A 21,042-nucleotide genomic window follows, 5' to 3' on the forward strand; every position below is an offset into this window, starting at 1 on the left:
CGTGGAACCTCGCGGACGCCTGCGCGTCGACACCGAGCAGGGGGTGCTGCGCCTCTCGGTCATGGTGATCCTGCTGTTCGCCGGCCTGGGCATCGCCATGGGCCTGCTGTCGGGCTCGTTCGCGATCGTCTTCGACGGCGTGTACTCGCTGATCGATGCCTGCATGACCATGGTCGGCCTGCTGGTGGCGCGCCTGATCGCCGGTTCGACCGCGGGCGGCCTGCGCAACCAGCGGCTGGTCGAGCGCTTCACCATGGGCTTCTGGCACCTGGAGCCGATCGTGCTCGGGGTCGATGCGCTGCTGCTGACCGGCGCCGCGATCTACGCGCTGATCCACGCCGTGGACGCGTTCATGACCGGCGGCCGCGAGCTGCAGTTCGGCATGGCCATGGCCTACGCGGCGGCGACCACCGCGGTGAGCTTCGCCATGTGGCTGTTCCAGCTGCGCGCCAACCGGCGCATCCGCTCCGGCTTCGTCGCGCTCGACGCCAAGGGCTGGCTGATGTCGGCGCTGCTGGCGGGCGCGCTGCTGGTGGCGTTCGCGGTCGGGTGGCTGGTGGAAGGCACGACCCTGCACTGGATCACGCCCTACATCGATCCGGCGGTGCTGGCGCTGGTGTGCCTGGCGATCCTGCCGATGCCGCTGGGCACCATTCGCCAGGCGCTGGCCGACATCCTGCTGGTGACGCCGCCGGACCTGAAGCAGCATGTGGACGAGGTGGCCCGGGACGTGGTCCTGCGCCACGGCTTCGTCGATTTCCGCGCCTACGTGGCGCGGGTCGGGCGCGGCCGCCAGATCGAGCTGGTGTTCATCGTCCCCCCGGGCTCGCCCGCGCGCACGGTGGAGGCGTGGGACCGGCTGCGCGAGGAGATCAGCGACGCCATCGGCGGCGACATGCCCAACCGCTGGCTGACGGTCGAGTTCACCGCCGACCCGGAGTGGGCGGAGTAGGCCAGCGCGGGCGTCGTCGTCGGGGGCAGTTGTTACACTGGCGGGAAGACGTGGGACAGGGGCACGTTGAACGGCATGCCAAGCATGGATGCATCCAGGCGCTGCACTTCAGCGCGAGCTTTGCGAGTCCTGGCAGCGGCGGGGCTGGCATGCGCGTGGCTGGCGGCCATGCTTGCCCCGGGACCGGCCCGGGCCCTGGACCCGGCGCAGCCGACCGAGCGCTACGCCGTCACGCGCTGGAATGCGGACGACGGCCTGCCCCACGGCCAGGTCCATGCGATCGGCCAGGACGGCGACGGCTTCCTGTGGGTCGCGACCTGGGAAGGCACGGTGCGCTTCGACGGGCGCGATTTCCGCGAGGTCGAGGACCTCAACCACCCCGATGGCCGGCGCCTGGCGTCGCGCCAGATCATGCGCCACGGGGACGGCATGCTGGTGCTGGTCGACGATCTCGGCCTGATGCGCGTGCCCGATGGCGGGCAGGCCCGGCCGGCCTGCCCGGACGTCCCCGGACTGGAGGCTGTGCGCGTCGCGCCCGGCATCGACGGTGACTACTGGATCGTGGCCCGCGAAGGCCTGTACCGGGGCGACGCGGCCGGCGCCTGCGCCCGCGTCGACGATGGGAACGCGCTGGCGGCACTCGATGTGCTGGTGTTGCTGGCCCGTGCCGACGGCAGCCTGCTGGCCGGTAACCGCCACGGCCTGTACCGCTGGCACGAAGGGCGCATGGAGGCGCTGGGCGAACGCCTGGGCCTGCCCGCGGGCGAGATCCGGGGCCTGGGACAGGCGCAGGACGGCGCTCTGTGGATCGCCGGCGAACTCGGCGTCTGGCGGCTCCGCGGCGATCGCCTGGAGCGGCTGCGCAGCGGTGCGGCCGAAGGGCTCATCCAGGACCGGCAGGGCGCGCTCTGGGTCGCGGCCACCGACAGCACGCTGCTGCGCTACTGGCAGGGCGAATGGCAGCAGCTGGACCAGCGCCACGGCATCGAAGGCTTCGCCTCGGGCGCGCTGTTCGAAGGGCGCGAGGGGCTGGTCTGGATGGGGACCACGCACGGCCTGTTCCGCGTGGGCGACGGGCCGGTCTGGGGCGTGGGCAAGGAGCAGGGCCTGCGCAACGATTTCGTCCGCAGCCTGGTGGAGACGGCCGACGGCCAGGTCTGGGTGGGGCATTCCGGCGGCTTGAGCCGCCTCCGCGATGGGCGGGTCGAGGTCGTGATGCCCCGGCCGGGATGGCCGTCGGCGTCGGTGCTGTCGCTGGCGCCGGCCTCCGATGGCGGGGTCTGGGCGGGCACCTACAACCGCGGCGTGATGCACCTTGACCCCGGTGCCGAGGCGCATGCGCGCGCGCTGGTCCCGGAAGGCAGCCCGCTGGCCACCGAGCATGTCCGCGCGCTGCTGGAGGATCCCGACGGGACGCTGTGGATCGGCACCGAGCGCGGGCTTACGGCCTGGCGGGACGGCCAGGCGGAGGCGCAGCCCTTCCCCACGCTGCCGACGCTTCCGGTCCGCGCCCTGCACCACGTCGACGACGGCACGCTGTGGATCGGCCTCCTTGGCGGGCTGGCACGACGCGGAGCCGATGGCCGCCTGCAGGTGCTGGAGCCGCAGGTCGATTTTCCGGCCCTGTCCGCCTTCGACTTCCTGTCCGATCCCGACGGCACGCTCTGGATTGCCAGCGATCGCGGCGTGCTGCGCCACCGCGATGGCGCCTTCACGCTCTACGGGCGGCGGCAGGGGCTGACCGGTAGCGCACTGTTCCGGATCCTTTCCGACGACTTCGGCAATCTCTGGGTCAGCAGCAACGAGGGCGTGAGCCGGATACCGCGTGCCTCGTTCGACGAAATCGACCGCGGCGATGCGATGCAGCTGGACATGCAGTCCTTCACCCGCGACGACGGCATGCCCAGCCGCCAGTCCAACGGCGGCAGCTCGCCGGCCGGCTGGCGCATGGCCAGCGGCGAACTGTGGATGCCGACCGCGGCCGGCATCGCGGTCTTCGATCCAGCCCGGGTCGTGGATGCGGCCGCCGGCAACGTTTCGCTGGTGATCGACCGGGTCCTGGTCGACGGTGCGCCGGCGACGGACGTCCCGCCCGGCGGGCGCGTGCAAATCCAGTACACCGGCGTCAGCCAGCGCAGTCCGAACAGCCTGCGCTACCGCTACCGGATGCAGGGCGTCGACGCCGACTGGATCGAGGCCGGCTCGGCCGGCGAAGTGGCCTACACCCATCTGCCGGCGGGCACCCTGCGCTTCGAGGTCCAGGTGGCGCGCGCACCGGCCGACTGGTCGCGCCCGGCCAACCAGGCGCAGGTCGAGCTGCGGGTTGCGACGCCCTGGTGGGCGCGTACGTCGGTTCGCCTGCTGGGCGCGTGCCTGCTGGCGCTGCTGCTGGCGGGCACGCACGCCTGGCTGGGTCGCCGCCAGCGCGGGCGCCAGCGGCGGCTGGAGTCGAAGGTCGCACAGCGGACCGAGGAGCTGCGCGAGAAGAACGCCGAACTCGAACAGGCCTCGCGCGAGCGCGAGCACCTGATGGAGCAGCTCGCCCACCAGGCCCACCACGATGCCCTGACGGGCCTGCCCAATCGCCGCGCCTGCGACCTGTGCCTGGAGTCCGCGGTGGCGCGCGCCGCCGCCACCGGCAGCCCGCTGTGCGTGGCGCTGCTCGACGTCGACCGCTTCAAGGCCATCAACGACCGCCACGGGCACCAGGCCGGCGACCAGATGCTGGCGCACGTGGGCGCGCGGCTGCGCGACTCCCTGCGGGACCCGTCGGTGTTCGTGGGGCGGACCGGCGGCGAGGAGTTCCTGGTGGTGCTCCACGACATGGGCCTGGACGAAGCCCTGCCGCGCCTGGAGCGGGCGCGGATGGAGATCGCCGCGATGCGGGTCGCATCGCCCGGCGACGACCTGGCGTGCACCATCAGCGCAGGCCTGGTGGAACGCGCCGGTGGCGAGCAGCCGGACGACCTGCTGCGACGCGCGGACGAGCGCCTGTACGAGGCCAAGCGCAGCGGCCGCGACCGCGTCGTCGCCGCCTGAGGCGGGCCGAATCCCCGCGCTGCGCGGGGACGGGCGCGTGCCCCTCAGCTGCGCTTGGCGCGGGCGAAGGCGTCGGCCAGGGCGTTGTTGGCCGGCGCCGCGCCGGTGCGCGGGGCGTTGCCGCCGCCGCCGCGGGGTGCCGGGCCGCCGCGCTGGTTGCCACCACCGCCACTACGGTTGCCGCGTGGACCGCCATCGCGCCGCGCCTCCTGCCGCTCTTCGCGCGGCGCCTGGGTATCGTCCAGGCGCCGCGTCAGCGCGATGCGTTTGCGCGCCACGTCGACCTCCAGCACTTTCACCTTGACGATGTCGCCGGCCTTCACCACTTCGCGCGGATCCTTCACGTAGCGGTCCGACAGCGCCGAGATGTGGACCAGGCCGTCCTGGTGCACGCCGATGTCGACGAAGGCGCCGAAGGCCGCGACGTTGCTGACCACGCCCTCCAGGATCATGCCTTCGCGCAGGTCCTTGATGTCCTCGACGCCGTCGGCGAACACCGCGGCCTTGAACTCGGGGCGCGGGTCGCGGCCGGGCTTTTCAAGTTCGGCGAGGATGTCGCGCACGGTCGGCTCGCCGAAGCGCTCGTCGGTGAACTCGCGCGCCTTCAGCGTGCGCACGAAACCGGCGTCGCCCACCAGCGCGTGGATCGGCTTGCCAGTGGCGGCCACGATGCGCTCGACCACCGGATAGGCTTCCGGATGCACGGCGGAGCCGTCCAGCGGCTCGTCGCCGTCGGCGATGCGCAGGAAGCCGGCGCACTGCTCGAAGGTCTTGTCGCCCAGGCGCGGCACCTTCAGCAGGTCCCTGCGGCGCTTGAAGGGGCCGTTGGCGTCGCGATGGGCGACGATGTTCGCGGCCACCGTCGACGACAGCCCGGACACGCGCGCCAGCAACGGCGCCGAAGCGGTGTTCACGTGCACGCCGACCGCGTTCACGCAGTCCTCGACGCGGGCGTCGAGCGCGCGCGCGAGGCGATACTGGTCGACGTCGTGCTGGTACTGGCCGACGCCGATCGCCTTGGGTTCGATCTTGACCAGTTCGGCCAGCGGATCCTGCAGGCGGCGCGCGATCGACACCGCGCCGCGGATCGACACGTCAAGGCCCGGGAACTCCTTCGCGGCAAGCTCCGACGCCGAGTACACCGAGGCACCGGCTTCGCTGACCACGATCTTCTGCAGCTTCAGCTCGGGCGCGGCCTTCATGACGTCGGCGGCCAGGCGGTCGGTCTCGCGCGACGCGGTGCCGTTGCCGATCGCGATCAGCTGCACGCCGTGCTCGGCGCACAGCTTGCGCAGCGTGTGCAGCGACTGGTCCCACTGCTTGCGTGGCTCATGCGGATAGATCGTGTCGGTCGCGACCAGCTTGCCGGTTGCATCGACGACCGCGATCTTGCAGCCGGTGCGGATGCCCGGGTCGATGCCGAGCACCGCCTTCGGGCCTGCGGGCGCGGCCAGCATCAGATCCTTGAGGTTGTCGCCGAACACGGTGATGGCTTCGGCTTCGGCCTTCTCGCGCGCCTGCGCGAACAGGTCGAGCATCAGGTGCAGCTGCAGCTTCGCGCGCCAGGCCAGGCGACAGGCGTTGAGCAGCCAGGCATCGGCGGGGCGCCCCTCGTTGCGGATGCCGGCCCGCAGCGCGACGCGGCCCTCGGCGTAGGCGTTGCCGGCGTCGAGGTCGGTGCCCGGATCCAGTTCAAGCTGCAGGAACTCTTCGCGGCGGCCGCGGAACAGCGCCAGCAGGCGGTGCGAGGGGATCTTCGACAGCGGCTCGGCGTGGTCGAAGTAGTCGCGGAACTTCTCGCCGGCGGCTTCCTTGCCCTCGGCCACCTTGGCGCGGATCACGCCGCAGCCTGCCAGCCACTCGCGCAGCTCGCCGACCAGGCTCGCGTCCTCGCCCCAGCGCTCGAGCAGGATCGCGCGCGCGCCTTCAAGCGCGGCCTTGGCGTCGGCCACGCCCTTTTCGGCGTCGACGAACTGCAGCGCGAACTCCTCCGGCACCTGCGTCGGGTCGGCCAGCAGGCCGTCGGCCAGCGGCTCGAGCCCGGCCTCGCGCGCGATCTGGGCGCGGGTGCGGCGCTTGGTCTTGTAGGGCAGGTAGAGGTCTTCCAGGCGCGCCTTGCTGTCGGCGGCCTCGACGTCGGCGCGCAGTTCGTCGGTCAGCTTGCCCTGCTCGTCGATGCTGGCCAGGATCGCCGCGCGCCGGTCTTCGAGTTCGCGCAGGTAGGCCAGGCGCGTTTCAAGGTCGCGCAGTTGGGTGTCGTCCAGGCCCTCGGTGACTTCCTTGCGGTAGCGCGCGATGAAGGGCACGGTCGCGCCCTCGTCGAGCAGGCCGACGGCGGCCTCCACCTGGGTCTGCCGGGCGCCGATCTCGTCGGCGATGGTCCGGGCGATCTTGCGCGCGAGCGCGGTCTTGGGGTCAGCCATCAGTGGTCTTGCATCGGGCGGCACGGGCCGCGGAGGCGCCGATTGTGGCCCCGCATGGCGATGCGCGGAACCCGTTGACAGCGCGGCGCGCGCGGGTCAGGCGCGGCGCACCACGGCGTCGTCGTCGCGTTGGCGCCGCCAGGGCAGCGGCAGGCCGAGCAGCATCAGCGCCGCCCAGGCGATGCGGCTGGAGAGGCTCTCGCGATCGGGCGGGTGCAGCCTGTCGCGCGCATCGCGGGCGGCAGTGCCGCCGGTGCCGTCGCGGCTCGCCTCGAGGCCGTGATCGCGCCCCGGCTGCAATGCGTGACCGCGATGTCGGGCTTCTTCCGGCGTCGCCTCGTGGAGCGCGCCCTCATCCAGCGCGTCCTCATCAAGCGCGTATTCACCGGCGTCCAGCGCCGCCAGCACGCGCCGCGCGTGGATGGCCTGCGCATCGGGCACGCGCAGGCGCATGCCGCCGATCGCCAGCCGCCACTCCCAGTTGGCGATCGCGGTGCCGGTGTCGTCCAGGCGCGCGGGAATGCCTTCCGCCTGCAGCAGGCCCGCTGCGAGCTGGGCTTCGATCGGATCGGTATAGGCGGCGACGGTGGTGAACATGATCGATCCCTACGGTACGCTGCCGGGATGCGCATCGCCATGATCACCCTTGCCGTGCTGGGCCTTGTCGCCGGATGCGGCGGCGAGGCACCGGCACCCGTCCCGGCGGCGTCCACTGCCGCGGTCGATCCCGCCGCGGCTCGCATGGTCGAAGAGTGGCCGCTGCCGGCGATGCTGCCCGGTTCGGCGCTTCCCGACCTGGCTGCCGTCGACGGCGGGAAGCTGCTGCTGGCCTGGACCAATTCGCAGCCAGGGCGCCGCCACATCCTGCAGTTCTCCAGCTACGACCTCGCAGGCGCGCGCTGGGAATCGGCACCGGTGACCATCGCGGTGGGCAACAGCATGTTCGTCAACTGGGCCGACACGCCGCACATCATGGCCACGCCCAACGGCGCGCTGTGGGCACACTGGCTGCAGAAGAACGGCGACGCGCCCTATGCCTATGACGTCCGGCTGAGCACCTCGCTCGATGGCGGCCGCAGCTGGAGCGAGCCGGTGAGTCCGCACGATGACGGCACGCAGACCGAACACGGCTTCGTCTCGATGTGGCCGCAGGGACAGAGCACGCTCGGGATCGCGTGGCTGGACGGCCGCAACACTGCCGGCAACGGGCACGCGGGCCACGGCGAAGCGGACGCAGCCGGCGACGCGGCAACCGGTGCGACGACGGGCGCGGCAACGAATGCTGCCAGCGCCGCCGTTGCAGAACCGGCTGCGATGACCCTGCGCGCCGCAAGCTTCGACGGCCACCTTCGCCGGGCCGCCGACGTCGAGATCGACGCCAGCGTCTGCGACTGCTGCCAGACCAGCGCCGCGGTCACCGCGCGCGGTCCGCTGCTGGTCTATCGCGGGCGCGCCGAGGGTGAAGTGCGCGACATCCTGGCCACGCGCCTGGACGGCGAGGCCTGGACCACGCCGAAGGCCGTGCACGCCGACAACTGGGTGATGCCGGCCTGCCCGGTCAACGGCCCCGCAGTGGCCGCCGACGGTGAGGCGGCCGTGGTCGCCTGGTACACCGCCACCGACGGCGACGTGCCCGAGGTGCGCATCGCGTACAGCGGTGATGCCGGTGACAGCTTCGCCGCACCGGTCACGCTCGATCGCGGCGAGGCGGTGCAGGGGCGTGTCGCGATCGCGCTCGGCGACGGCCAGGCCTGGGTGCTGTGGCTGCGGGAAGAGAGCAGTGGCCAATCGCTGTGGCTGTCGCGGCGCTCGCCGGACCTGGCCACGGAGTTCGAGCGCATTGGCGTTGCGCACCTCACCGGTCGCGGCCGCGGTACCGGCTTCCCGCAGCTGGCGGTGGCCGGCGGCATCGCGCACGTGGTCTGGACGGATGTCCACGACGGCGTGCCCGGCCTGCGCGGCGCCCGGATCGTGCCGGCGACGGCTGGCCCGTGAGCGCCGCCGCCAACTGACTCCGGGCGCCGCCAAGCGATTCTGCGGGAGCGGCCATCGCCGCGACCGTGGCTTTTGTAGGAGCGGCGATAGCCGCGACCGGGACGAAGCGATAGCGCTTCGTGGTTGCCGTTGATCCTGCAGGGGCTTCGCAGCTGTAGCTGTTCCTACAACGGCTAGCGTTCGTGGCGGTAGTTGACCGAGCCGCGGCTCTCCAAGGTGCTGGATTCGACTTCGACGTCGAAGCCCTTGCGCAGCAGGTACTTCAGGGTCAGCACCTGGCCGGTGCCCAGCAGCGAGACGCCGAAGCCGACGTACAGCCGCGGTGACAGCTGCTTGCCGATGCCGAGCACGCTGCCGCCGAGTGCGCGCGACTCCATCACGCCGGCGTCGTCGAGGCCGATCTGCTTGCCCAGCTGACCGGCCAGCAGGCTGCCGCCGGCGTTGAGCGCCGCCGATGCGGCATCGAGGTCGCTGGCCTGGCGGCCGCTCAGGCTCGACAGCGGGCGTCCCAGCGCGAGCAGGGCCAGGGCTTCGGACTCGTCGCTGGAAGGGTCGGTCCAGACCCGGGCACGCGGCGCCGATGCGCGCCCGTCGACGTTGATGCCGGCGGTCACGTCTCCGACCTTGCGTTCGGCGCGGATGTCGAGCAAAGGATCGGAGACCGGCGTGTTCGACCATTCAAGGCGGCCGCGGGTGATCGCGAGCTCCTGGCCATAGGCTTCATACCGGCCACCGACTTCGAGCATGCCCTGGCCGGTCATTTCGCGCCCGGCGCGCGAGAGCACGCGCAGTTCGCCGGTCAGCTCACCTTCGAGGCCGAAGCCGTTCAGATGCACGTCGTCGCCCATCGCGAGCGTGAGGTCGAGTTCCATCGCCATGGCCGGGCCCTCGTCGGGATCGACCGGGTCGAGCACCACCACGTCCGGCGACGCCGAGACGCCGTCGCTGAGCCGCTCCAGGTCCATGCGTGCGCTCGGCACCAGCACCCGGCCGCTGACCTGCAGCGGCCGGCCGGCGGCATAGCGCACCTCGATGTCGGGGCTGGCGACGGCGCGCAGGTCGCGGGTGTCGGACAGCAACACGTTGTCGCCGCGCAGCTGCAGCAGCAGCGGCGAGCCCTCCGTCTGCCAGCCGAGGCTGCCGTCGATTGCCAGTCGTCCCTCGCCGCCGGTGCCCAGCGTGCCGCTGATGCGCGCACTGCCGTCGGGCAGGGCCTCCAGCCGCGCCTGCCCATCGACGATCGCGATCGCAAGCGACGGGATCTCGGTGCTGAAACCGGCCAGGCTCGCGCTGCCGCCAAGCCGCGGTTCGGCGCGGGTGCCGGCCAGGCTGACGTCGGCGTCCAGGCGTCCTTCGGGCGAGACGATGTCGGGCGAGAACAGCTCCAGCCAGGTCAGCTCGCTGGTGGCAGCGGTGATATTGCCTTCCAGTGGCGCATAGGCGTCCCAGCCGGTGCGCAGCTGCGCGTCGATGCGGCCGTTGCCGTTGAAACCCAGCCCGAGCGTTGCCGCGATGCGGTTGGCATCGAACTCTGCGTCCAGCGCCAGGCCGCTGTAGGACAGCACGTCGCGGCGCGAGCGCGCGCTGGTGCGCAGGGCTCCGCTGGTCGAGGCGACGTTGAAATGGCCCTGCCAGGCGGTTCCGGCCGGGCGCAGGCGGCCGTCGATGTCGACCAGGCCTTCCAGGAACCACGGGCGACCGCTGTCCTGCTTCGGCAGGTACGGCGCGACAAGCGCAAGCGGCAGCTGTTCGCCGTCGATCGACAGCCCTTGTCGCGGCCAGTCGGCGCTGGCGCAGAGATGGCCGCCGACCTCAGGCGCCAGGCACGCCGGCGACAGCGTCCAGCGTCCGCCCGACGCCTGCGCGAAGGCGGCCGCGGACTGCAGTCGCCAGGCGGCACCGACCGCGGGCGCCACCTGGAGCGCGTCGAGTGCGCCGCGCCAGAGGCCGTTGCCGCCGCGCCGCGCGTTGCCCGACAGCGTCGCGTGGCCGAGGTCGCCGCGGGCCTCGGCATCGAGCTGCAGGTCCTCCACGGCGCCGCGCGCGCGCAGCGCCACCGTGTCCAGGGCCAGGCCGGCCTGCACGCCGCGGGCGTCGAACTCGAGCTCGCCACCGCCGCTGCGCCAGGGCAGGCGGCCGCGCAGCTGCAGGCTGTCGGCGCTGTAGTCGCCGTAGCGCAGCCCGCTGCCGTCGAGGTCGGCCTGCAGGTCGGGAGCGTCGCGTGCGCCGGCGACGGTGAGCGTGCCTTCGATGCGGCCCGTGGTGCCCGGCAGCAGGTCATCGAGCTGCAGCGGCGCCAGCGACGCTTCGATGTCCAGCTGCTGGTCGATGCGGCCGCGGGCGTCGATCCGGCTGCCTCCGATGCTGAGCGCGGCCTCGCCTTCGTACGCCGCCGGCGCGGTGCTGCCGGTTGCAGCGCCGTGCATGGCGACGCTGGCGCTGCCGGAGAGCCGGCGCCCGCGCAGCTGGCCGCCCAGGTCGTTGGCATCCACGGTGAGCTCGAGTCCGCCGTCGTCGCGGGTGCTTCCGGTGGACGAGATGCGGCCGTCGATCGCGCCGCTGAAGTCGGGGGCGAAATAGCCGGGGTCGAAGCCGGCGAGATCGGCATCGATCGACCAGCCAAGCGCCGGCGCCCAGGCCACGTGGCCGCTGCCATCAAGGCTTCCGCCGGGCGTGCGCGCGGCCAGGCTGCGCAGGTCCAGGCGCGACTGGTCGCCGCGGCCGCGGAGCTCGACCTCGGCGGCTTCGCCATCGCGGGTGAGCGTGGCCTTGCCGACCACCGCCCAGGCTTCCGCGGTGCCGGCCAGGCCGATGTCGGCGTCAGCGTGTACGGTCGCGGCGGGATCGGGGGCGGCGCCGTCCGCGGGCGTCGGTGCCCAGGCCAGGCCGCGCGCAAGCACGGCGTAGCGGACGCTGGCGGCCTGCGGATCGGCGAAGTCGCCGCGGCCGGTAACGGTGATGCGGCCGTCGAGCACGTCGACCACCAGCGGATCGAACTCCAGCACCTGTTCGTCGAGGATGGCCACCGAAGGCTGCACGGTGGCGCGGAATTCGCCGTAGGCGATGTCGCCTTGCAGCTCGGCGCGGCCGCCGGTGCCGCGGGCGTCAAGGTCGAAGGCCAGCGGCGTGCCGGGCTCGCCGAAGCCGGCCAGCAGCGCGGGATCAAGCGCTTCGCTGGCGGCCTTGAACGTCCAGCGCGGTGCCTCCTCGCCGCCGCGCAGGCCCAGGCGTGCGCGCACCGGCGCGGGCGCATGCCCGGACAACGCCACGTCGAGCGCGGCCACGTTGCCGCGCGCCACCAGGCCCAGGCGCGGCCGCGTAGTGCCCGCCGGCGCCGGCAGCAGCGCCGAGGCCGTGAGGTCCATGCGGTAGTCGTCGCCCGGCGCGTACTCGCCGCCGGCCCTGAACACGCCGCGGTCGCTGTCGACCACGACCTCGCGCAGGCGCAGCAGTCCGCTGCGTGCCTCCATGCCGCCGCGGACGCTGGCGATGTCGATCATCGGCTCGCCGCCGCGCAGCACGCGGAAACCGTCGATCTCGATGGCGTCGGCCTGCAGGCCGAGCGGCGGCTCGACCTGCGGCAGCACTTCGGGCCAGCGCGGCAGCGAGAACGGCTCGCCGTCATCGGACGGTGGCAGCTCCAGCACCGCGCCCTCGACCTGGGCCGCGTCCAGGCGCAGCACGCGGCCGAGCAACGGGCGCAGCGCCGGGTCGATGGTGACCCGCCTGGCGCTGAAGCGCAGCGCGTTGGGCGCCGCGCACTGGCCGTAGGGCACCGGCTGGTCATCGACCTCGGGGCAGACCAGCTGCTGGAAGGCGACGTCGTGCAGCGTCAGCGGTCCGGAGGCCGGGCCTTCGGCGTCGCGCCATTCCAGCGTGGTGCCGGCGGGCAGGCGGGAAACCACCTGTGACAGCAGGAAGTCGCGGCCGCCAAGCGTGGACAGCAGCCAGTAGCCGGCCACCAGTACCAGCAGCACCAGCGCCGCGATGCCGATGCCGCTGCGCACCGCCAGCTTGCGCACCCGTGCACGGCGCCGCGCGCGCAGCTCGACGATCCGCGCCTCGCGTTCTTCAGGAGTGATGTCGGGCGTGCGTGCCATGGCTACAGGCTGGTACCGATGTTGAGGTGCAGGGTGAAGGGCGAATCCGGATCGTCCAGGCCGCGGGCGATGTCCAGGCGCAGCGGCCCGACCGGCGTCTGCCAGCGCAGGCCGACGCCGACGCCTGTGCGCAGGTCGGGCGAGCCGTCGTAGGCGCTGCCGGTGTCGACGAAGGCACCGATGCCCCAGGGCCCGCCGCCGAAGTAGTGTTCGTATTCGGCACTGGCGGTGAACACGTGGCGCGCGCCCAGGGCGAAGCTGTCGTCGTCGTCATCGACCACGCGCGGGCCGACCTCGCGCCATTCGTAGCCGCGGATGCTGCCGTCGCCGCCCGCGTAGAAGCGCAGGCTCGGCGGCATGTCGACCAGCGCGCTGGTTTCGGTGCGGCCGTACTCGCCGCGCAGGATCAGGCGGTCGCTTTCGCCGACGCCCAGGTACCAGTGCGCGCGCGCGTGGAACTGGGCGAAGCTGGCCTCCGAGCCCGCGCCTTCCACGCCGCCGCGCAGCAGCAGGCTGCCGTTGTAGCCGCTGCGCGGGAACAGCGTGTCGTCGAGATCGACGTAGGTCGCGCGCAGCGAGGGATAGGTGAACGTGGCATAGCGGTACACCGGAGGCGTCGTGGGGTCGGTGTCGGCCTCGTACTCGTAGGCCCAGCGCTCGCGCAGTGCGTGCATCGAGGCCACCAGGTTGAGGTTGCGGCTGTACTGGCCGCTGCGGCTGGCGACGAACTCGATGCGCCGGCTGTCGATGTAGTCGGTCTGCTCGTCGGCGGCCTGCAGGCTGGCGGTGTACCAGCCGTCGAGCCAGTGGAAGGCCGGGACCCGGTACTGCAGGGTCAGGGTCTTGCGGTTCTGGGCATAGTCCACCTGCCACAGCGCCTTGTGCCCGCGGCGGTTGACGTAGCGGCGCTCCTGCCCGAGGCGAACGCCGGCGCCGCTGTCGGTGCCGTAGCTCAGGCCGGCGCTGTAGACATCGCGCTTGGCCGGGGTGAGCGTGACGTCCACCGGCACCCGGCCGTCCTCGGCCTCCTCGGGGCGCGGGGTGATGTCGACGCGGCTGAAATAGTCGAGCGAATTGAGCGACGTGCGCAGGCGGTCGAGCCGGCCCTGGTGGTAGTACTGGCCTTCTTCCCAGTACACCAGGCGTTCGAGCAGGCTGTTGTCGACGACCTCGTGCGGTGCCTGCGTGAAGCGCGTTGCGCCCATGTCGTAGCGGTCGCCGCTGGTCCAGACCAGTTCGATGTCGGCGGCTTCTTCGGCGCGGGTGACCGCGACCCGTCGCGCGGAGAAGTCGGCGTCGAAATAGCCGCGCTCCGACAGGCGGCGGCTGATCCGCGCCTTGCTGGCTTCGTAGGTGGGGTGGTGCAGCACCGAGCCCTCGCGCGGAAGGAAGTCGTCGACCTCCTCGCTGAGGTAGGGGTCGTCGTGGCCGTCGCCGATGATGGCGATGTCGGCGCGACGCACGCGCACGGGGTCGCCGGTTTCCACCGTGATCACCACCGAAATCGGCGCCTGCGCGCCGTCGCGAGCGCGCCCGGGGCCGGGGCCGGCCTCGCGCACCACGGCGGCGGTCGCGGCCGCGGTGTCGGCGGCGTCCTGGCCCTCGGTCGCCGCGGTGTCCAGGACCACCCGTCGCTCGCCATCGCGCACGCGCTCGACCACGATCCGTGGCGAGTAGTAGCCAAAGGGCTCCAGCGCCTCGCGGGTCTCCTCACCCGCGGCGCGAAGCATGTAGCCCAGGCGGCGCCAGCCCAGTTCATCGCCGATGGCATCGACCAGCGACAGCGAAGTACGGACGTTCTCTTCCATCTCGTCGTCGAGGCCCTTGACCTCGACCGAAGAGACGCTGACGGCATGCGCGCTGCCGGTGGCTGCGAGCAGAAGGGTGGCGAGGAGTGCGCGGGGGGGCGAAAGCATCGGTGAAGGATACCGGGGCCGCGTCGAGGCGCGATTAACGCATCGCCGCCGATGTCATGGCAGTTGCCTGTCGCCGGTCGCACCCGCGGCCCCGGTCAGCCGCGGGGCAGGCTCGCCGCGCACCGGTGACCAGGAGACCGGCCGACTGCCCGAGACCGTGATCCATCCCCGTGCCATCGCGCCTTCCGGATCCTGGCGCACGCTGTAGACATCCACGTTCGCACCGGCGGCTTCGCCCCAGGTGGCGGTCCAGGCGTTGCGTCCGGAATGCTTGGCGGCATACAGCGCACGATCTGCCATGCGAATGGCGCTCTTCCAGTCGGCGTGGCCGGGGAAGTACGGACAGGGTGCCAGTCCGAGCGAGACCGTCACCGAGGTCGACTGGCCGCCGGGCAGGGGGATCGCCAGGCGTTCCACGGCCGCGCGCAGGTGCTCGGCAAGCGCGTACGCGGCGGCCTGCGAAGTCTGCGGTCGCAGGACCAGGAACTCCTCGCCGCCCCAGCGGGCAACGATATCGTTGCCATCGCAGGCCGCGCGCAGGCAGTCGCCGAGGGCCACCAGGACCTGGTCGCCGGCTTCGTGGCCGTGCTCGTCGTTGACCGCCTTGAAGTGATCGATGTCCAGCAGCAGCAGCGCGGCGCGGAGGCCGTCGCCGGCGGCGGCGGGCAGGGCGTCGAGCTCCCGGGTCGCCGCGCGGCGGTTGGCCAGGCCGGTCAGCGCGTCGGTCGTGCTCGAGCGGGCCAACTGGCGCTGCCTGCGCCGGGCGTGCAGCAGCATCCAGCCGCCGACGAGCAGGGTGGCGGCCAGCGCCAGCAGCGCCAGGGTACCGATGACCCGGGCCCGGGTGAGGTTGCCCAGTTGCTCGACCGACTCGTCCGGTCGCGGCGCGCGCGCCTCCAGCGACGCGGCGATGGCGGGGTCGCGTTCGCGCTCGGCCTCGGCCCGGTGCTGGCGCGCCCGCTCGCTCCAGGCCCGGGATTCGGTTGCGTTGCCCAAGGCCGAGTGGATCCGTGACATCAGCTCGAACGACGGCTGGATCTGTTCCGCCATCCGCCCGCGCTCGACCAGCTCGGCGGACTCGCGGGCGTGCACGAGCGCCTGTGCCGGCGCGCTCTCGAGCAGGGCCAGTTCGCCCAGTTGGCGCAGGCTGGTGGCGAGGCCCGGCATGTCGTCCATGGCCCGCTGCATGCCGATGGCGTCCTCCAGCTGGGTGCGGGCCAGCGCGAGGTCGCCGCGCTCGAGCGCGATGCGGCCCAGCGTGCCGATGACCCGGCCGCGGAGGCGGTCCAGGTGCCGGTCGCGGCTGGCGAGGTCGCGTGCCGTCTCCAGCAGCCCGGCGGCGGCGTCCGTGCGTCCCTGCTCGAGCGCGGCGAGGCCGTAGTTGAAGTAGGGGATCGCATCCATCGGGATCTGGCCGCCGGGACGCTTGGCCGTGGCCGCGATGGCACGCTTGAACCAAGGCTCGGCGCCCGCCGGGTCGTCCATGCCGCGGGCGTGGTGCAGGGCGATGGCCACCAGCGTCTGCACGCGCAGGTTGGTGTAGGCCGCGGACTCCTCCAGCGCGCTTTCAAGCACCTCGCCGGCCAGCTTCAGCTGGCCCAGCTGCTGCAGCCCCGTGGCCGCGAGCAGCTGCATCTCGATCCGCAGCTGCTGCGGCATGGCCGCCGAGTCCAGCAGCGGCAGCAGCTCCGGCATCAGGGCCTGCGCGGCCTCGCCCTCCCCGGTCATGAGCTGTCCGCGAACCAGGCAGGACAGCGCCATCACCCGGCTGATGTCGCTGGCGCCTTCGCGCGCCAGCATGTTGCGGGCCTGGTCCATGGCGCCGTGGGCGTCGCGTTCCATCTGGCGCAGGCAGTGCTCGCCCTGGGCGATGTCCTGCTGCTGCCGTCCGTCCGTGGCCTGGGCCTGCGCCGTGCCCGCGGCGCAGCCGGCGGCGAGCAATACGGACAGGAGCATGTAGCGCAAGGACACGATGCATTCCCCGGTGGATTGATTAACCGCGGCCGCGGCGTGCCGGAATTGTGGCATCGATGGTGACCGCGGGCCCGGCCTATACTTTCGCCTTGCCGCCCCGGGGCAGGCGCCGCCGGGAATGGAATTCGACGAGGGTGCAGTCCGGATGGGTGTTGGCAGGAAGGGCGCGCGCGCTATCGGCGACGCGGCGGCCGGCGCGCTGGCCTGGATCCTCAGGCGCCAGGGCAGGGAGCCGGAAGAGCTGCGCAACGCGCGGATGCTGGCCGTGCTGCTGGTGTTCATGGGCCTGTACCACCCGCTGGCGCTGGTCCTGCACGCCTGGCTGAGGCCCTGGATGCCGCTGCCCCAGGCGGCGATCGCGTTGGCGGCGGCGGCGACCGCGCTCATCTGGGGCTGCTTCCTGCTGCTGCGCCGCGGGCGGTTCAACCTGCCCGTGCTGCTGTTCCTGGCGGGGACGCTCGGCATCCTTGGCTGGAACTACCTGCGCGCGGGGCTGGGCCTGCAGGTCGGTGGCCAGTTGATCACCCTGCTGCCGCCCCTGCTGGGCGCGCTGCTGCTGGGCAGGTGGGTGCTCTGGGCGTGCGCGGCCACGCTGCTGGCGATCATCGCCGGTGCCGCCTGGACCGACATCGGCCGCCACTTCTACGACCCGGTCGTGCTGCGGTCCGCGAGCCTGCTGGCCGCCCAGTTCGCGGTCGGGCTGCTGGCGACGGCGCTGCTGTTCGACCGCGCGGCGGTGCTGATGCGGGGCTACGTCAGCACGCTGGCGGAGCGCAACGCGCAGTTGGCCCGGACCCGCGACCGCCTGCAGCTGGAGATGGAGGAGCGGGAACGCTCGCAGCGCCAGCTGCTGCATTCGCAAAGGGTGGAGGCGGTGGGCCGGCTGGCCAGCGGCGTGGCCCACGACTTCAACCACCTGCTGGCGCTGATCCAGGGCTACGCGGAGCGCGGCCGCCGGGAGCAGGACGTCGCACAGCTGCATGCCATGTTCGAAGGCGTGGAATCGGCGTCGCGGCGCGCGACGGCCGTCAGCCGGCGGCTGCTCGACTTCAGCCGCCTGGAAGCGACGCGGCCGGAAGTGTTCGACGCCGCCGCCCTGGTGGGCGACCTGCGCCCGATGCTGCGGCAGCTGTTCCCGCCCGGCGTGGAGCTCCGCCTCGAACTTCCGTCCACGCTGCAGCCGGTGCTCTTCGATCGCGGCCAGCTGGAGCTGATGCTGTTCAACCTGGCGTCCAATGCCGCCGAGGCGATGCCGGAAGGCGGGCTGTTCACGGTCAGCCTGCCCGGTCCGGATCCCGGCCGCGTGGAGATCAGCGCGCGCGACACCGGGTGCGGGATGGGGGGCGAAGAGGTGGCCCGCTGCCGCGAGCCGTTCTACACCACCAAGCCTGCCGGCCAGGGCACGGGGCTGGGGCTCTCGGTGGCGTCCGACCTGGCGAAAGCGGCGGGCGGCGCGCTGCTGGTCGACAGCGCGCCCGGCCAGGGCACCACCGTCCGCATCCGCCTGCCGCGGCAGGCCGTGCCGCGCTGAGGCGGCCGGCGCCCGCAGGCGTCAGGCCGACAGGTGCTCGATGGCCGCCACGCTGCCCAGGCGCGAGGACAGCCGCTGCAGCAGGGCCAGGCGGTTGCCGCGCAGGGCGGGGTCTTCGGCGTTGACCATCACCGCGTCGAAGAATGCATCGACCTGTGGCCGCAGCCGCGCCAGGCGCGCAAGCGCATCCGCGTAGTTGCCGGCGGCAAGCGGCGCGCCGGTGTCGGCGTACGCGGATTCCACCGCGTCGGCCAGCGCCTGCTCGGCCGGTTCCCGCAGCAGCGCGGCGTCCACGGAATCGGGCACCGTGCCGTCGGCCTTGCGCAGGATGTTGCGGATGCGCTTGTCGGCGGCGGCCAGCGCCTCGGCTTCCGGGAGCTTCGCGAAGCTGGCGATAGCGTCGATGCGGCGGTCGAAGTCGCGCAGCGACGGCGGACGCAGCGCGGCCACGGCATTGAACTGCTGCACCGGCACGCCGCGGTCGGCGTAGTAGCCGCGCAGGCGATCGAGGATGAAGTCGTAGAGCTCATCGGCAGGCGTGCCGCCATCGCCCGGGGTCGCGGCGATCGCGGTGGCGAGCGTTGCCGGCAGGTCGAGTTCGACCTCGCCTTCGATGATCGTGCGCGCCAGCGCCAGCGCATTGCGGCGCAGGGCGAAGGGATCCTTGTTGCCGGTGGGCTTGAGCCCGGCCGTGAAACCGCCGGCCAGCGTGTCGATGCGTTCGGCGATTGCCAGCAGCCGGCCCAGGGCCGAAGGCGCGATGGCGTCGCCGGCGCCGCGCGGCTGCCAGGCTTCTTCCAGCGCGCCGGCCAGGGCCTCGCGGTCGCTGTTCGCCAGCCCGGCCAGTGCGGGGTCCTGGCTCGCGTAGTAGCGCGCGGCGATGCCCTGCAGCTCGGGGAACTCGTTGACCATGCGCGACTGCAGGTCGGCCTTGGACAGCAGCGCCGCCTGGCGCGCCAGGTTCGGGTCCACGCCTGCCGCCGGCGCCAGCGCCGCGGCCAGCGCCGCCACCCGCGCGACCTTGTCGGCCACGCTGCCAAGCTTCGCCTGGTAGGTCACCGTGGCCAGGCCTTCATTCATCGCCGACAGGCCCTGTTTCATGTCTTCGTCGAAGAAGAACCCGGCGTCGGCAAAGCGCGGGCGGATCACCCGCTCGTAGCCTTTGCGCACTTCGGATTCGTCGCGCGAAGCGATGTTGGCCACGCCGATGAAGTGTTCGGTCAGGCGACCGTCCTTGCCCAGCACCGGGAAGAATTTCTGGTTGGCTTCCATGGTCGCCACCAGGGCTTCCTGCGGCACGGCCAGGAAGCCGGGGTCGAAGGAGCAGGCCACGGCCACGGGCCATTCGACCAGGCACTCCACCTGGGCAAGGTTGCCGGGCTCGATGCGCGCGCTGCCGCCGGCCTTCGCGGCCGCGGCCTCGACGCCGGAGACAATGGCGCTGCGGCGCTCTTCGGGATCCACCAGCACGTTCGCCGCGCGCAGGGCGTCGACGTAGCCACCGGGTGCGCCGATCGATACCGGCCTGTCGTGCATGAAGCGGTGGCCGCGGCTCATGCGGTCGGACGCGATGCCGAACGCGCTCGCCGGCACCACCTCGTCGCCGAGCAGCACCACCAACCAGTGCGCCGGCCGCGCGAAGGCGTGCGCGTGCGCGCCCCAGCGCATGGGCTTGGGGATCGGCATCGCGGCGATGGCCTCGTCCAGCACCGCCTGCAGCAGGTCGCGGGTAGCCGCGCCGGGCGTCACCGAACGGTGCACGAAGCGTTCGCCCTTCTGGTCGGTGGCGCGCTCGAGCGCGGTCCACTCCACGCCGGCCTTCTGCGCGAAGCCCTGCAGGGCGCGGGTCGGCTGGCCCTCGGCGTCGAGCGCGATGTTGAGGTACGGGCCCATCACTTCCGACGCCTGCTCGGGCTGCGTGGTGGCCACGCCATCAAGCAGCACCGCCAGGCGGCGCGGCCCGTACAGCGGGCGCGCGCCGTCGGCGAAGGCGATGCCGCGGCGCGCAAGCGCGGCGCGCACGCCGTCGAGGAAGGCGCCGGCCAGTCCCGGCAGCGCGTTGACGGGAAGCTCGTCGGTGCCGAGTTCGATCAGCAGGGGGAGTTGTTCGCTCATGGATTTCAGGCGGCCTTGTCGTTGTGCGTCTTCAGGCCAGGGAAGCCGAGCTTCTCGCGCTGTGCGAAATAGGCCTCGGCGACCGCCTGCGACAGCTTGCGCACGCGCAGGATGTAGCGCTGGCGCTCGGTGACGCTGATCGCGCGCCGCGCATCGAGCATGTTGAAGCTGTGGCTGGCCTTCATCACCTGCTCGTAGGCGGGCAGCGGCAGGCCGAGTTCGACAAGCTTCAGCGCCTCGGCCTCGCAGGCGTCGAAGCGATGGAACAGCTCGGCGACGTCGGCATGCTCGAAGTTGTACGTGCTCTGCTCCACCTCGTTCTGGTGGTACACGTCGCGATACGTGACCGGACTGCCGTCGGGGCCATGCGTCCACACCAGGTCGAACACGTCGTCGACGTTCTGCAGGTACATGCACAGGCGCTCGAGGCCGTAGGTGATCTCGCCAAGCACCGGCTTGCACTCGATGCCGCCGGCCTGCTGGAACCAGGTGAACTGGGTCACTTCCATGCCGTTGAGCCAGACCTCCCAGCCCAGGCCCCAGGCGCCGAGCGTCGGTGATTCCCAGTTGTCCTCGACCAGGCGCAGGTCGTGCACCAGCGGGTCCACGCCCACGCTCTTCAGCGATTCGAAGTACAGCTCGACGATGTTGTCGGGCGAGGGCTTCATCACCACCTGGTATTGGTAGTAGCGCTGCAGGCGGTTGGGGTTCTCGCCGTAGCGGCCGTCGGTGGGGCGGCGGCAGGGCTGCACGTAGGCGGCGTTCCATGGCTCCGGCCCGAGCGAACGCAGGAAGGTCGCCGGGTGGAAGGTGCCGGCGCCGACCTCGAGGTCGAGCGGCTGGACCAGCACGCAGCCCTGCGCGGCCCAGAAGTCGTTGAGCCGCTGGATCAGCTGCTGGAAAGTGGGTGCGGTCATGCGCGGTCCGTGCCCGCCGGGGCGGCGTGGATGAAGGGCGGGCTAGTATAGCGGCCGCTCCCGCGCGCCCCGCGCGGCTG

11 protein-coding genes are annotated in these 21,042 nt (G+C 72.3%); 4 read left to right on the plus strand and 7 right to left on the minus strand.

Annotated features, from left to right (window positions below):
- Position 1: 1 nt before the first annotated feature.
- Positions 2–952 carry a cation diffusion facilitator family transporter gene (locus ACW7GZ_RS08135; RefSeq protein ID WP_457004170.1) on the plus strand — a complete coding sequence of 317 codons (951 nt, stop codon included), beginning with the start codon at positions 2–4 and terminating at the stop codon, positions 950–952.
- A gap of 168 nt (positions 953–1,120) precedes the next feature.
- Positions 1,121–3,991 carry a diguanylate cyclase gene (locus tag ACW7GZ_RS08140; protein ID WP_457008718.1) on the plus strand — a complete coding sequence of 957 codons (2,871 nt, stop codon included), beginning with the start codon at positions 1,121–1,123 and terminating at the stop codon, positions 3,989–3,991.
- A 44-nt stretch (positions 3,992–4,035) separates the two neighbouring features.
- Here the strand turns inward: ACW7GZ_RS08140 and ACW7GZ_RS08145 are convergent, their stop codons facing one another.
- Both ACW7GZ_RS08145 and ACW7GZ_RS08150 read right to left on the minus strand, forming a co-directional pair.
- Positions 4,036–6,414: a Tex family protein gene (locus tag ACW7GZ_RS08145; protein ID WP_457008720.1), complete on the minus strand. Its 2,379-nt coding sequence runs from the start codon at positions 6,412–6,414 to the stop codon at positions 4,036–4,038.
- A 96-nt stretch (positions 6,415–6,510) separates the two neighbouring features.
- A complete protein-coding gene (locus tag ACW7GZ_RS08150; RefSeq protein ID WP_457008722.1) occupies positions 6,511–7,011 on the minus strand; it encodes a putative signal transducing protein in 501 nt (166 codons plus the stop codon).
- Between the two features lie 39 nt (positions 7,012–7,050).
- Here ACW7GZ_RS08150 and ACW7GZ_RS08155 point away from each other — a divergent pair, with 39 nt between their 5' ends.
- On the plus strand, positions 7,051–8,409 hold the full coding sequence (locus ACW7GZ_RS08155; protein ID WP_457008724.1) for a sialidase family protein: 1,359 nt from the start codon (positions 7,051–7,053) through the stop codon (positions 8,407–8,409).
- A gap of 173 nt (positions 8,410–8,582) precedes the next feature.
- On the opposite strand, the gene ACW7GZ_RS08160 is transcribed toward ACW7GZ_RS08155, so the two are convergent.
- From ACW7GZ_RS08160 to ACW7GZ_RS08170, 3 genes are read right to left on the minus strand one after another with little or no spacing between them, the layout of a single operon-like run.
- A complete protein-coding gene (locus tag ACW7GZ_RS08160; protein ID WP_457008726.1) occupies positions 8,583–12,509 on the minus strand; it encodes a translocation/assembly module TamB domain-containing protein in 3,927 nt (1,308 codons plus the stop codon).
- A gap of 2 nt (positions 12,510–12,511) precedes the next feature.
- Positions 12,512–14,425 carry an autotransporter assembly complex protein TamA gene (locus ACW7GZ_RS08165; protein WP_457008728.1) on the minus strand — a complete coding sequence of 638 codons (1,914 nt, stop codon included), beginning with the start codon at positions 14,423–14,425 and terminating at the stop codon, positions 12,512–12,514.
- A gap of 54 nt (positions 14,426–14,479) precedes the next feature.
- Positions 14,480–16,396 (minus strand): diguanylate cyclase domain-containing protein, encoded by a 1,917-nt coding sequence (locus ACW7GZ_RS08170; RefSeq protein WP_457008730.1) that lies wholly within the window; start codon positions 16,394–16,396, stop codon positions 14,480–14,482.
- A gap of 148 nt (positions 16,397–16,544) precedes the next feature.
- Between ACW7GZ_RS08170 and ACW7GZ_RS08175 the strand changes: the two genes are divergently transcribed.
- A complete protein-coding gene (locus tag ACW7GZ_RS08175; protein WP_457008732.1) occupies positions 16,545–17,930 on the plus strand; it encodes a sensor histidine kinase in 1,386 nt (461 codons plus the stop codon).
- Between the two features lie 21 nt (positions 17,931–17,951).
- On the opposite strand, the gene glyS is transcribed toward ACW7GZ_RS08175, so the two are convergent.
- Both glyS and glyQ read right to left on the minus strand, forming a co-directional pair.
- A complete protein-coding gene (glyS, locus tag ACW7GZ_RS08180) occupies positions 17,952–20,045 on the minus strand; it encodes a glycine--tRNA ligase subunit beta (RefSeq protein ID WP_457008734.1) in 2,094 nt (697 codons plus the stop codon).
- Between the two features lie 5 nt (positions 20,046–20,050).
- Positions 20,051–20,962, minus strand: a complete 912-nt coding sequence (gene glyQ / locus ACW7GZ_RS08185) for a glycine--tRNA ligase subunit alpha (protein WP_457004188.1) — start codon at positions 20,960–20,962, stop codon at positions 20,051–20,053.
- Between the last annotated feature and the right edge of the window lie 80 nt (positions 20,963–21,042).

This window comes from Luteimonas sp. A537 (assembly GCF_054052065.1).

What these genes read in the sequence shown, in the direction of transcription:
- ACW7GZ_RS08140 (WP_457008718.1), top strand. Translation starts at nt 1,121, where the DNA reads ATGCTTGCCCCGGGACCGGCCCGGGCCCTGGACCCGGCGCAGCCGACC.
- ACW7GZ_RS08145 (WP_457008720.1), bottom strand. Translation starts at nt 6,414, where the DNA reads ATGGCTGACCCCAAGACCGCGCTCGCGCGCAAGATCGCCCGGACCATC.
- ACW7GZ_RS08150 (WP_457008722.1), bottom strand. Translation starts at nt 7,011, where the DNA reads ATGTTCACCACCGTCGCCGCCTATACCGATCCGATCGAAGCCCAGCTC.
- ACW7GZ_RS08155 (WP_457008724.1), top strand. Translation starts at nt 7,051, where the DNA reads ATGATCACCCTTGCCGTGCTGGGCCTTGTCGCCGGATGCGGCGGCGAG.
- ACW7GZ_RS08160 (WP_457008726.1), bottom strand. Translation starts at nt 12,509, where the DNA reads ATGGCACGCACGCCCGACATCACTCCTGAAGAACGCGAGGCGCGGATC.
- ACW7GZ_RS08165 (WP_457008728.1), bottom strand. Translation starts at nt 14,425, where the DNA reads ATGCTTTCGCCCCCCCGCGCACTCCTCGCCACCCTTCTGCTCGCAGCC.
- ACW7GZ_RS08175 (WP_457008732.1), top strand. Translation starts at nt 16,545, where the DNA reads ATGGGTGTTGGCAGGAAGGGCGCGCGCGCTATCGGCGACGCGGCGGCC.
- glyS (WP_457008734.1), bottom strand. Translation starts at nt 20,045, where the DNA reads ATGAGCGAACAACTCCCCCTGCTGATCGAACTCGGCACCGACGAGCTT.
- glyQ (WP_457004188.1), bottom strand. Translation starts at nt 20,962, where the DNA reads ATGACCGCACCCACTTTCCAGCAGCTGATCCAGCGGCTCAACGACTTC.